General features: G+C 51.3%; 11 protein-coding genes. 1 reads left to right on the top strand and 10 read right to left on the bottom strand.

Annotated features, from left to right (window positions below):
- Window positions 1-3 precede the first annotated feature (3 nt).
- Window positions 4-1,347 carry a 2-oxoadipate dioxygenase/decarboxylase HglS gene (gene hglS / locus O6D90_RS11290; protein ID WP_016156596.1) on the bottom strand — a complete coding sequence of 448 codons (1,344 nt, stop codon included), beginning with the start codon at window positions 1,345-1,347 and terminating at the stop codon, window positions 4-6.
- 120 nt (window positions 1,348-1,467) lie between these two features.
- Window positions 1,468-2,370 carry a manganese-dependent inorganic pyrophosphatase gene (locus O6D90_RS11285; RefSeq protein WP_088582967.1) on the bottom strand — a complete coding sequence of 301 codons (903 nt, stop codon included), beginning with the start codon at window positions 2,368-2,370 and terminating at the stop codon, window positions 1,468-1,470.
- 230 nt (window positions 2,371-2,600) lie between these two features.
- On the opposite strand from O6D90_RS11285, the gene pcaQ reads away from it, so the two are divergent.
- Window positions 2,601-3,524 (top strand): pca operon transcription factor PcaQ, encoded by a 924-nt coding sequence (gene pcaQ, locus O6D90_RS11280; protein ID WP_003020288.1) that lies wholly within the window; start codon window positions 2,601-2,603, stop codon window positions 3,522-3,524.
- A gap of 45 nt (window positions 3,525-3,569) precedes the next feature.
- Here the strand turns inward: pcaQ and O6D90_RS11275 are convergent, their stop codons facing one another.
- From O6D90_RS11275 to aldA, 8 genes are all read right to left on the bottom strand, one after another.
- Window positions 3,570-5,258 (bottom strand): methyl-accepting chemotaxis protein, encoded by a 1,689-nt coding sequence (locus O6D90_RS11275; protein ID WP_016156598.1) that lies wholly within the window; start codon window positions 5,256-5,258, stop codon window positions 3,570-3,572.
- Window positions 5,259-5,427: 169 nt separating this feature from the next.
- On the bottom strand, window positions 5,428-6,546 hold the full coding sequence (locus O6D90_RS11270; protein ID WP_016153173.1) for an S-(hydroxymethyl)glutathione dehydrogenase/class III alcohol dehydrogenase: 1,119 nt from the start codon (window positions 6,544-6,546) through the stop codon (window positions 5,428-5,430).
- A 32-nt stretch (window positions 6,547-6,578) separates the two neighbouring features.
- The gene (locus tag O6D90_RS11265; protein WP_003833178.1) at window positions 6,579-6,854 is read right to left on the bottom strand and encodes a metal/formaldehyde-sensitive transcriptional repressor; all 276 of its coding nucleotides are present in this window, start codon (window positions 6,852-6,854) and stop codon (window positions 6,579-6,581) included.
- Between the two features lie 344 nt (window positions 6,855-7,198).
- Window positions 7,199-8,500, bottom strand: coding sequence for an AppA family phytase/histidine-type acid phosphatase (locus O6D90_RS11260; protein WP_016156599.1), 1,302 nt, complete (start codon window positions 8,498-8,500; stop codon window positions 7,199-7,201).
- 278 nt (window positions 8,501-8,778) lie between these two features.
- Window positions 8,779-10,047: a Y-family DNA polymerase gene (locus tag O6D90_RS11255; RefSeq protein WP_032931970.1), complete on the bottom strand. Its 1,269-nt coding sequence runs from the start codon at window positions 10,045-10,047 to the stop codon at window positions 8,779-8,781.
- A gap of 2 nt (window positions 10,048-10,049) precedes the next feature.
- Window positions 10,050-10,469 carry a translesion error-prone DNA polymerase V autoproteolytic subunit gene (locus O6D90_RS11250; protein ID WP_016156601.1) on the bottom strand — a complete coding sequence of 140 codons (420 nt, stop codon included), beginning with the start codon at window positions 10,467-10,469 and terminating at the stop codon, window positions 10,050-10,052.
- Between the two features lie 171 nt (window positions 10,470-10,640).
- A complete protein-coding gene (gene cybB, locus O6D90_RS11245) occupies window positions 10,641-11,171 on the bottom strand; it encodes a cytochrome b561 (protein ID WP_016156602.1) in 531 nt (176 codons plus the stop codon).
- Window positions 11,172-11,320: 149 nt separating this feature from the next.
- The gene (gene aldA, locus O6D90_RS11240) at window positions 11,321-12,760 is read right to left on the bottom strand and encodes an aldehyde dehydrogenase (RefSeq protein ID WP_016153178.1); all 1,440 of its coding nucleotides are present in this window, start codon (window positions 12,758-12,760) and stop codon (window positions 11,321-11,323) included.
- Window positions 12,761-12,787 lie beyond the last annotated feature (27 nt).

The raw sequence follows: 12,787 nt of genomic DNA, 5'->3' as shown, positions 1-12,787 counted from the left end.
CAATTAAAGTAAACCACACCGACGTTTACTTCGATCTTGCGCCTCCTGATACAGCGCAAACTCATCATAAACCGCACACCCCAGCGCCTGTTCAAACGCGTCGCGGCTGGAATTACCGTGGCTACGGGCCTGAGTTTCATTCCCCAAATTAGACTGGAAAATCCCCGCGGCGCTCACCGGTAAAAAATCTTCGTAGGTAATGGGCTGAGCAACCAGCCAGCCCCGCTCAATGAGCGGTTGCGGGTCGTCATCCGGGCGAATCGCCTGTCGATGCGCCTCGCCCGACGGCGTCAGCCGGTAGCGGAACCAGGCAAGCCCCTGCTGGCGCAGCAGAAATTCGCTGTCCGGGAATGCTTTGAACACCTCCTGCAAATGCAGCTGATGCGTCAGGTTGTCTTTTCCCGTTCCCGCTTTATTCAGCAATTCGTCGTACAACGCTCTGCCTTTCGGCGTCAGGGCCACGCCGCGCTGTTCGATTTCACCAAAACGCGCCGTGTGAGTGCCACGCATTTCACCGGCAAATAACACCGGCTCTTCCAGCGCTTTAAAACTGGTCTGGCGCAATAAAATGGGCACCTCGCGGCGCGGCGGCCCTTCAATCAGTATTTTGGGTTCAATGCCGCACTCCGGCATCATCGACTGAACCCGGTCGATATCCAGCGTACGCGGCGTCAGATGGTTAATATGACACCCAGGGAAACACACCACATCAGCAATCAGCCGGTGCTCATTGTGCAATGCGTGATAGGTCGCCTCATCGACCGTGGCATGCTGATGCCAGCGGAAAGTTTCCAGCGCTTCTTGCACAAACTCCTGCGCCTGCTCAGGCGTAAAACTGCCCTGCACATCAAACTCATCCAGCAGCTCGTGACAACGACGGGTGAAAATATCGCGTTTCGCGAGGATCTCCGCGGCTTTTTGCCGTAGCGCGGCGTTTTCGATTAATTCGAGCCGCAATAACGAGGTGAATACCCGAAACGGGTTGCGCGAAAGCGACGCATCGTCAATGGGACGAAACGCGGTGGAATGCACGGGAACACCGGCCTGGGAGAGATCGTAATAACTCACCGGATACATGCCCATAATGGCAAACATCCGGCGTAGCGTAGAAAGCTCCTGCGCAGTGCCCACCCGAATGGCGCCGTGGCGCTCAACGTTTAGCCGGGCCAGCTCATCTGCATTCGCCAGTTTTTCATGCAGCGTAGGATTATTTTCCAGTACCGCCAGATTCACATCAGCGACAAGTTCCAGCAACGTGCCATATTGCGGGACTTCCTGCTGGTACATTGCTGACATTGCCTGCGAAAATTGTTCCCGAATCTCATCTGCCGTGATGGTGTTCGCCATAATGTCATGCCTCCAGTGAATATTACCTGGAGTGTAGAAAACGCCGCTGACTCCGGTGGGAAGAATTTACAAAGTGTGACCCCGCGTAAATTTCCCACCCCTACAGACGGTGAACAGAACCTACTGGCGTGGTTTTAAATGACTTTCCAGCCAGGGCAACATCTGTTTTTTACGGCTGAGCATCCCCTCCACCTTACAGGGCTGCGGGATGTCTGACAGCTCTGGACCGGCAAACCACAGGCTGGTGTCGCCCAGATTGATATCGGTGAGCATCAGTACAACCAGAGCGGCATTCTTTTCCTCTGCATAGCGCGCCATTTCCAGACGGAGATCGTCCAACACCGCATCCACCTGTTGCAGCGCATACAGTTCAAGCTGCGCCACACAAACAGAATGTCCATGAATGGTGAAGGTTTTAATGTCTTTCTGCAGAAGCTCGCGAGCGCTCATGCCTTCCACGCTTGTTTTAGCAGACAGCAGGTCGCGACTAAACGCCTCGAGATCCACACCGGTTTTTTGGGCCAGGGCCTCCACCGCCAGGCGATCGTCAGAGGTGGTCGTTGGCGAACGAAGCGTGACAGTGTCACTCAATGCGGCACCCAGCAATAAAACGGCCTCAGCGGCAGACAACTGGCTGCGCTCCTCTTCCGTCATCAGTTGCCATAACAGCGTCGCGCTACTGCCGACTGGCTTCACCCACACTTCAGGTGGCAGACGAGTGACTAATCCACCGAGTCGGTGATGATCGATAATTCCCACGACGTTACTTTCTGCCAGCGATGCCGGCCCCTGGGCAGGCTCGGTGAAATCGACCAGCCACACATCACGATCGGTCAGTTCAAACGTCAGCCGTTCGGGCATCGTCAGTCCTGCATGCTCAAAGATAAATTGCGTTTCGCGGTTAGGTTCGCCCAGACGCCATGCCGTCGCCTGCTGGCCACGTAAAGTAAGCCAACGCGCCGTCATGGCGGCGGTACAAATGGCATCGCTATCGGGGTTAAGGTGCCCTATTACATCTATCATTAATCAGTACCTTGTGAAGAGAATGGTTCAAAAGCAAACAATAACGAAAGTATATCGGCTGGACGCATTCTCTTCCATGATCCCACCACCCGGCAGCGCTGTACAAAACATAAGCAAAATAAATCATTTGTAAGTAAAATGGGATAAATGTTAATAATATTTTGCTATCAAGTTATCAAAATCAAACAACTTCACTTGTCACCGATACGACTCTGTTTTTAACATCGCTTATGGAAAAAAATGTTCTGTTCAATCAGCGCATTCGCTTGCGCCACCTTCATACTTTTGTCGCCGTTGCACAGCAGGGAACGTTGGGCCGCGCGGCTGAGACCCTTAACCTGAGCCAACCAGCCCTCTCCAAAACGCTGAATGAACTGGAGCAACTGACCGGTACCCGGCTCTTTGAGCGTGGCCGCCTTGGCGCACAATTAACGCTGCCCGGAGAACAGTTTCTTACCCACGCAGTCAGAGTGCTGGATGCGCTCAACACCGCCGGACAAGCCTTAAACCAGCGCGAAGAGTCACAGACGGATGTCGTACGGATTGGCGCCTTACCCACCGCGGCCCTGGGCATTCTGCCGGCGGTCATTGGCCCGTTCCATAAGCAGCAAATGGAGACCACGCTGCAGGTTGCCACCATGAGTAATCCCATGATCCTGGCGGGTTTAAAGTCAGGGGAAATTGATCTCGGCATTGGCCGTATGGCCGATCCGGAATTGATGGTTGGTCTGAACTACGAGCTGTTATTTCTGGAATCGCTCAAACTGGTCGTGCGCCCTAACCACCCGTTGTTGCAGGAAACCATTACGCTGAGTCGGGTGATGGAGTGGCCGGTGGTGGTTTCACCAAAAGGAACCGCCCCTCGCCAGCACGCAGAGGCGTTGTTGCAAAGTCAGGGCTGCAAAATGCCGCCGGGCTGTATTGAAACGCTGTCAGCATCGCTCTCCCGCCAACTGACGGTCGATTACGACTATGTGTGGTTTGTCCCTTCAGGCGCAGTTAGAGAAGATTTACGCCAGGCGACGCTGGTGTCGTTGCCGATACCCACCCACGGTGCGGGTGAACCCATCGGCATTCTTACCCGTGTCGATGTGCAGCTCTCTCAGGCCGCGCAGATCCTGATCGCCGCAATACGCAAAACCGTACCGTTTTGATGCCAAAAATTAAGGGACCATCAGGTCCCTTAATTGATTTTATTGTTAAAACGTTTCCCAGTTATCGCCACTGGCAGTTGCCGCCTGCGGGCGTGAATGGTCAGGCTTTGTCGTCACAGGCGCGCGTTTAATAGCACTTGTCCCTGTTAAACGGAATGTGCCAACAGCTTCCGTTAAGCGCGCCGCCTGCTCTTCCAGCGATGCCGCAGCGGCAGAGGCTTCTTCAACCAGCGAGGCATTTTGCTGCGTTACCTTATCCATTTCTGAAATTGCCTGACTCACCTGGACGATACCCCGGCTCTGCTCATCAGAGGCCGCTGCAATTTCCAGCATAATGTCGGTGACGCGTTTTACCGCATCGACAATATCCGTCATCGTATTGCCCGCAGCGACCACTTCTCCGGATCCCTGGTCAATCAGTCGGACTGATTCGCTGATCAATCCTTCAATCTCTTTTGCCGCCTGAGCGCTGCGGCTTGCCAGCGTGCGCACCTCACTGGCAACCACGGCAAACCCACGGCCCTGCTCTCCTGCCCGCGCCGCTTCAACCGCTGCGTTCAGCGCCAGAATATTGGTCTGGAAAGCAATGCTGTTAATAACGGCTGTGATTTCGGAGATTTTCTTCGAACTCGTTGAGATATTGCCCATGGTTTTGACCACGCCAGAAACCATCTGACCGCCCCGACTGGCCTTGCCGGAGGCATCTTCTGCCAGCTTGCTCGCATGATGCGCGTTGTCGGCGTTTTGCTTCACCGTCGCCGTCAACTCTTCCATGCTGGCCGCCGTTTGTTCAATCGCCGCAGCCTGTTGTTCGGTACGTGAAGACAGATCGGTGTTCCCCGCCGAAATCTCACTGGTACCGCGATAAATCTCTTCTGCGCCCTGACGCACCGTGCCTACCGTTGTCCCCAGCGAACGTTGCATTGTTTGCAGATGGCGGCTCAGGCGACCAATTTCGCTGCGCCCGGTCGGTTCCTCCGGCATGGTGAGATCCCCCGCTGAAATTTGCTCAATGCGCTGGGCGGCACGCAACAGAGGATGAATGACGGTACGACGCAGAACAATGAACGTCATCACGGTCAGCGCCAGCGCAAGAACGAATGCGCCCAGCATAAAAGCCATACCAAGCTGTGTACGCTGATGCGCCTGTTCGCTTAACTGATTCGCCCTGGTGGTACGAATGTCGATCGCCTTTAACAGCACCTTGTTGTACGCAGAGTCCAGCGGTCTGGCCTGTTCATTTTCATGGTTGATGATCGCTTCAAACATGCCGTTTTTAGCGTACTTCAGCATCGGCTGTAAGCCGTCGGTATAGGCTTTGAAGCTGGCGCTCAGTTCAGCGTCTAACGCTTCATCGGCAGACGTTTTTACCGCGCGTGACATATAAGCATTGAAACCGTCCTGCGATTGCTTAATCCGTTTTTCTGCCTCGGCGATATTGGCCTTCATGTCATCCATTTCGGCAATACGGCTCGCCGCGCCGGCGTGGATCATGTTGATACGCGCGGTACGCAAGTGGTTAGAGCTGTTAGATAACCCCATCCTGACCTGAATCTCATCGGTTACGTCGCGCTGATCGCGATCGGCCTGCATAAGAAAATAGCTTGCCAGCCCGGAACTTAAGGCGAACAGCAGAAGGATGCCACCGAGAATGGAGGAAAACAGCGGAACCAGCCGGATTTGATGCAGAAAGCCCAGTTTATGCTGGGCTTGCATCGATGTAGTGTTGTCCATGACCGTCGACTCTCTTTTAGGGTTTATGCGTGAAAACACGCCCGTTAGATAGTCATCGGCAATCCGGGAAGTTTACTTACCGTGAAAAGCGCCGGATTCGTCACACTTTCACAACATAATTCTAAAAAATTCAGGAAAGTGCCAGCGGAGAAATCCGCTGGCCAATGAATCAGTTATCGCCAAAGTGGATAACGGTACGGATGGATTTACCCTGATGCATTAAATCGAACGCGTCGTTAATCTGCTCCAGCGGTAAACGGTGGGTAATAAACGGATCCAACTGAATTTTCCCGCTCATCGCATCTTCAACCATACCAGGAAGCTGAGTACGCCCCTTCACGCCGCCAAACGCGGAACCGCGCCAGACACGCCCGGTAACTAACTGGAACGGGCGTGTTTTGATCTCTTGTCCGGCTCCTGCCACGCCAATAATGATGCTTTCGCCCCATCCTTTATGGCAGCATTCCAGCGCCGCGCGCATCACGTTAACGTTACCGATACATTCGAAACTAAAGTCCACGCCGCCATCGGTAAGCTCGACAATCACATCCTGAATCGGTTTGTCGTAATCCTTCGGATTGATGAAATCGGTCGCGCCCATTTCACCTGCCAGCGTAAATTTTTCCGGATTGGTATCAACGGCCAGAATACGCCCGGCTTTCGCCTGCGCCGCGCCCTGAATCACCGCCAGGCCAATACCACCCAGACCAAATACGGCGACGGTATCGCCTTCTTTCACTTTTGCGGTGTTATGGACCGCTCCGATACCGGTGGTCACGCCACACCCCAGCAGACACACTTTGTCCAGCGGAGCCTGCGGGTTAACCTTCGCCAGAGAGATCTCCGCGCAAACGGTGTATTCGCTGAAGGTGCTGGTGCCCATATAGTGATAAATCGGCTCGCCGTTATACGAGAAACGGGTTGTGCCATCCGGCATCAGACCTTTGCCCTGGGTCGCACGTACGGCCTGACACAGGTTAGTTTTACCCGATTTACAGAACTTACACTCGCCACATTCTGCGGTGTATAGCGGGATCACATGATCGCCCGGTTTCAGGCTGGTAACGCCTTCACCCACTTCAACCACAATGCCGCCACCTTCATGGCCGAGCACCGCCGGGAAAACCCCTTCCGGATCGTCGCCTGAGAGCGTAAAAGCATCAGTATGGCACACGCCTGTGTGGGTAATTTTAACCAGCACTTCACCTTTCTTTGGCGGTGCGACATCGATTTCGACAATTTTTAACGGTTGGCCGGGGCCGAATGCAACTGCTGCACGTGATTTCATTTGTCTCTTCCCATTATTGCGAGGTGATGGTGTTATTTTAGATAAGCACGCAGAAGATGGCCGATTTCAGCCATGCGCACGGCACGCTGGTCTGGGGTTGTTTCCCCGCTGACCAGTTCGTCTTTCAGGTGGATCTCAACCATTTCGCCCATCAGGCCATTGGATGCGCCGCGCACGGCGGCAATTTGTTGCAGGATAGCCAAACACGGCTCGCCGGACTCCAGCGCGCGCTCAAGCGCATCAACCTGACCGCGAATACGGCGTACACGGGTGAGAATGCGTTTTTTATCTTCGGGTGAATGCGGCATACGCCCTCCAAATACTATAGGGGGGTATACTATCAGTTTTTTTAACTAATTGTAAAATTAATAACTTGTTATTATTTAATACGTTGCACAAACAGCACATTTAGACATATGTGGGCATATAACCGTGTTAAGCGGTTTTAGAGTCGCAGTCCAACACCGAGCGCTTTTCGATGTATTCTGCATCGCTGAACAGTCCGGATTTTTTCTGGAGCAGCGTAACTGGATTGTCACTCGCAAAGAGCAGTCAGTTGAAGACTCATGTAATTATGAACAATACGAATACCCCCGACTACAAACCGGGGGTTTCTATTTTTTAATACGCTATATATATAATAATTAATTACTTATTCCGTAACTGCACACTCTGGCACGCGAATTTCCTTAATGAGCCTGGAAAAACTTTTTAACGAACACATTCCCTGACTATTTTTCTCTTCACATGCAATTAATTTTAAATCAACTTTGCCGGCAGGTTTTTCTAACGACAACGGTTGTATATCCCTCATATCTCTCAGCGTCTGATAAACAAATGAAACCTGAACCCAATCCGTATTATCACTGGTTCTTTTCCACTTTTCGAATACAAGCTCCCCACCAGGAGGGGTATTATCGGGTTGACCGGGTAGCGACCAGTTAAGATCTAAAGCCCCGCTTAAATTTGCAAGATTGGTATCATGACCAGCAATAAACAACAGAGATACGGGTAATTTTATGCCATACCTGTTTTCTGTTGTACCATTTGTCAATAATGCAGTGTCTATCATATCGAGTAATGGTGTGGCTCTACTACGGGCAACTTCTGGAGTTCTTTGCAAAAGATCAAACTGAGCGTTATGCAGACTTAACAAATCTCTCCATTCTTTTTCCCCCGTAATACGCCCCCAGGCTACCTGTGGCATTCCCTGGGCCTCTTGCAACAGAAATATCTCAGTCAGCGTGGAAGAAAGGCTCCAGGCACCAGGTAATGATACATTGTCAGGAGTTACCTTAAGTTCAGACGGTAAAGCCTCTGGTAATGTGCATTTCGTAGACTTTTCTGTAGTCTTACATGTCTCCGATTGTGAGAAATTTAAAACATTTTCCAGGGTCCGAAATGAAGATTGATAGCGTTGGGTATACAGTTCAATATTTCCTCCGGCCCGTTCCAGAATAGCGTTTTTAACCTTCAATGTGTTAAACGAACATGTCCCCATTTTTACTGGATTAAAAAGAGGATCAGTTTTTTCTTCATCCTTCTGATAATGCACTTGAATTTGACATTTTGGTGCTAACCCAGCCAGAAACGCCTCACCCGTTTTACGGGTGCGTTGATCCGTGTCTGCAATAACAGCAACCTGCCCTGGAGATGGGCACGTTTGATTATTCAACAGACCTTTGCTCGTGAACCATAAACGTTGATACTGACCTAATTCAGAAACAAGTTCTCCCCCACGAGGCGTTAGCCATCCTAACGGCACATCCCATTGTGGCCATTGATCGGGTGTGACATCTTTCATTATTGGAGTGAACTTCGTAGGTGCTCTTACTCCATGGCGGCTCACTATCACAACCCGCTCAAGTTTCATACCGTTCTGCTCTTCAGCATGTATTGAGAAAGAACCGCATAAGAGAGAAAAAAATAATAAACGAATGATGAATGTACTCATTACCAGCACCACCTTTTCGTAAGTGAAAAACAAACAACTCGTATAAGCCAGTTCGATAACTGGTTCTATCAGATAGAAATAATCCTACTCCTGAGTTCACAACAATCCAACTTTTTGCATATCAACTTTGTATCTTATCGAAGTATTAAAGGAGCGCTAATTTAGCCGCGCTGGAAAGGTATCCAAGGTTATGGAATCGTTGGCAATTTACAACGTCCTGTCATTGAAAGGATAATTGATCCGGTATAAATAAGGTGGGCGGAAGCCTTGTTTGGCTATCAATTTACCCGCAGCAAATCACTGTATCTTGTTGTATAACGTGGTGAAAGCATGTCTCGCTTCATCGCCCACGGCTGCTGTATCCCTTGCCCGGCAAAGTAGAGCGTTCCTTTCCCCTTTTCAGCATTAAGAGTATCCAGTAGGTCCATCAATTTATCGCTGTTACGCCGCGGGGCGTTATTATCAAAAAGATTCAGCTGTGCAACGCCAGAGCTAAAAAAATCCCCCAGCATAACGCCCGCTTTTTGATAACGTAGCCCCTCTCGCCAAACGGCGTCCAGGCTGCGCGTGGCTGCTGTAATAATGTCCCGGCTATCCTGAGTTGGCGTCAGCAGTTTTATCGATGCGCTGTTACCGTAATAAGGTTCATTCAGGGCAAACGGACTGGTTTTGATAAACGTAGAGATAAACCGGCAGTACTGGTGTTCTCTGCGCAGCTTTTCCGCAGCACGTGAAGCATAGGTGCAAATGGCCTCTCTCATGGCGTTGTAATCCGTGAGTTTTTCACCAAACGATCTTGAGCAGATAATTTCCTGCTTATCCGGCGCAAACTCTTCCAGCGCCAGACAAGGCTCACCGCGCAATTCCCGGACGGTTCGCTCAAGCACGACGCTGAAATGTTTACGAATGAAGCGAATATCGGTACCCGCGAGGTCGAGAACCGTTTTAATGCCCATGACGTCCAGTTTCTTGCCGATACGGCGTCCGATGCCCCAGACTTCATCAACCGGGAGTGCTGCCATCAGCTTACGCTGGCGTTCAATATTTGAGAGATCCACGACTCCGCCCGTCTGTTCCTGCCACTTTTTGGCCGCATGGTTCGCCAGTTTGGCCAGGGTTTTGGTCTGAGCAATGCCGACCCCAACCGTGAGACGTGTTTTCTGCAAAATGGTTGCTCTGATTTCCTGACCAAAATCCGTAAGATCCCTGCAGTTTCGCACGCCCGTTAAATCACAAAAGGCTTCATCAATACTGTATATCTCCACGCGTGGCGACAACTCCTCCAGAATCGACATCACCCTGCTGCTCATATCCGCATACAGTTCGTAGTTCGAACTAAAACAGAACACGCCATAGCGCCTGAACAGATCTTTCTGTTTGAAGTACGGAGCGCCCATATTAACGCCAAGCGCCTTTGCCTCTACGCTACTGGCAATAACGCAGCCATCGTTGTTTGAAAGAACGACAACGGGCTTCCCTTTCAGATCAGGCCGGAATGCCGACTCACAGCTGGCATAAAACGCGTTAACATCCACCAGTGCAAACATCATCAGCCCGCTGCTTTAATGATAAATGTCACCACGCCAAATATATCCAGCGTGTCCTCGCTGCTAATCATGATCGGCGCGTAGGCGCTGTTCTCTGGCTTCAGCATCACAACCGGATGTAATTGCAGGCGTTTAACGGTGAATTCGCCCTCAACGGCGGCAATAACGATGTCTCCATGGGCAGGTTTTCTGGCGCTGTCGACAATCAGTAAATCGCCCTCGCCGATCCCTGCCCCCCTCATGGAGTCGCCAGATGATTTAACAAAATAGGTTGCGCTGGGATGCCGTACCAGCAGGTCATTGAGGTCGATACGTTTCTCAACGTAGTCCTGCGCAGGAGATGGAAAACCGCAGGGCACAAGATCGCTAAATAACGGAAAGTGTTTAATTTCGCGGTGTTCCGCAGGCTGGAAAAACAACATAATAATCTGCCTCTCATTTACTGTATTTATATACAGTAGTTTTAATAAGAGCAGCAATCAAGTAGCGAGTGTGATGAACTGGACGTTGTTTAACCATCTTGCCGGTAAGTTTTTATGATGTCTGGAAAAATAATCGGCTAAAAAAATACCCCGCATTTGCGGGGCATTACATCAGGAGCGTTTTCGCGGCATCATGCGCAGCAGCGTATTGTCCTTCCATAAATAGTGGTGCATCAGGGCCGCAGCGGCATGCAGAGCAATAACAAAATAGCCCAGATTTGCCAGCGTCACGTGCCAGGACTTCAGCATATCCACTACATCAAAATTGGCCTCTGCCGCATGCGGCATAACGATGCCGAATGCAATCCACGGGTTACCCCGGTTGTACATCATCACCAGTCCAATAATCGGCAGAACAATAAACAGCAGATAGATAACCAGATGCCCCAGATGCGCCATTCCGGTCATCATCGGCTTCGGTTTTGGCACAATCGGCGGTGCCGGATATTTTAGCCTGACCAGCAGACGCGCCACCATCAGCGTTAAAATAGTGATGCCACAGGATACGTGCACCATGTTAAATAAGGGACGATAGCTGCGCGGGAAAAATCCGCGAAACTCCATAGCGCTGTAGGCCACAATGACCAACAAAAAGACCAGCCAGTGAATGCCAATTTGCAGGCCAGAATACTTATTCCCCATAACACTTCCTGAATAAAAACAATAATGCGTCACCATAACGGGCTTTTGTTAAAAATTCATTAACTTTTGCTCACCCGGCTTATTCTTATGGATCGCCAGCAAAGTGTGAGAATTGCGCCGGGTGGCGTACTGGCTCACCCGGCGAAAAATTAGGACTGCAGATACACCACCTGCGTTTGCAGATATTCGTTCAGACCGTGTTTACCGTCAGCTCCGCCAATCCCGGACTTGCGCCAGCCAGCATGAAAGCCTTGCATCGCCTCGAAGTTTTCACGATTAATATAGGTTTCGCCAAACTTCAGCCCTTTAATCGCTTTCATCGCCGTATTCAGATTCTGCGTATAGATCGATGAGGTCAGACCGTAATCGCTGTCATTGGCCATCGTCAGCGCCTGTTCCAGCGTATCAAACGCTACCACCGGTAGCACCGGACCAAACGTCTCCTCGTGCATAATCGCCATCTCCTGGCGCACGTCTAACAGTAACGTCGGAGGATAGTAATACCCTTTGCCGGAAACGGCCTTACCGCCCAGCACCACTCTGGCGCCTTCCTGCACCGCTCGTGCAACTTTCTGCTCTACACGCTCCAGCGCAGCGGCGTTAATCAGCGGCCCCATTGCAATATCATTGCGCTCAGCCGGATTGCCAAACTGCACGGCTTTCATCGCCTCGCCCAGACGATTGACGAATTGGTCATAAATACCTTTCTGAACGTACACGCGCTCGGCACAGTTGCATACCTGTCCGGTGTTGATCACCCGCGAGTCAACAATTGCCTTTACGGCCAGTTCAAGATCGGCATCATCCATCACAATAGCCGGGGCCTTGCCACCCAACTCCAGACAAACTTTGGTGATATTTTTAGCCGCCGCAGCCATAATTTTCTCACCCGCCCCGACGCTACCGGTCATGCTCACCATGGCCACCTTCGGGTTTGCGGCCAGCGCCTGACCGACCGTTTCACCACGTCCCAGTACCAGATTAAATACGCCGCGCGGCAAGCCAATATCATCAACAATTTTGGCAAAGGCGATGGCGTTATTCGGTGTAAATTCACTCGGCTTAATGACAATGGTATTACCCGTCAACAGTGCGGGAGCCAGTTTGCGGGCAATCAGGAAAAATGGAAAGTTCCACGGCAGAATGCCCGTAGTCACGCCCAAAGCGCGCTTAAACAGCAGAATATTCTCGCCCGGACGATCGCTTTGCAGGATCTCACCTTCATAGCGACGCGCCCACTCCGCCATATAATCGATATAGTCGGCGGTAAACGAGACTTCGACCTCAGCCAGTTGCTGTATTTTTCCACCCTCCGCCACAATCAGCGCGCTGATTTCACTGGCTCGCTGACGGATACCCGCAGAAATTTTGCGTAACCAGTTCGCCCGTTCAATGGCGGGCAGCGCTTCCCATTGCGGCTGAGCGCGCTGTGCAGCATCGATCGCTTTACACGCATCCTCGGCACGTCCATCGGGAATACGCGAGATCACCTCTTCCGTGGCAGGATTGACGACATCAATCCAGGCATCATCGTGCCAGGTCACAAACTGCCCATCGATATACATAGGATGTTGTACGGGTACTGACATGCGGCTCTCCTGTGATTGATTTGTTTT

The organism is Citrobacter sp. 21OH12SH02A-Citro, from assembly GCF_027919895.1.
Taxonomy (GTDB): domain Bacteria; phylum Pseudomonadota; class Gammaproteobacteria; order Enterobacterales; family Enterobacteriaceae; genus Citrobacter; species Citrobacter braakii.
The sequence above is the reverse complement of the archived record's forward strand: the minus strand, read 5'-3'. Positions and strand labels throughout refer to the sequence as shown.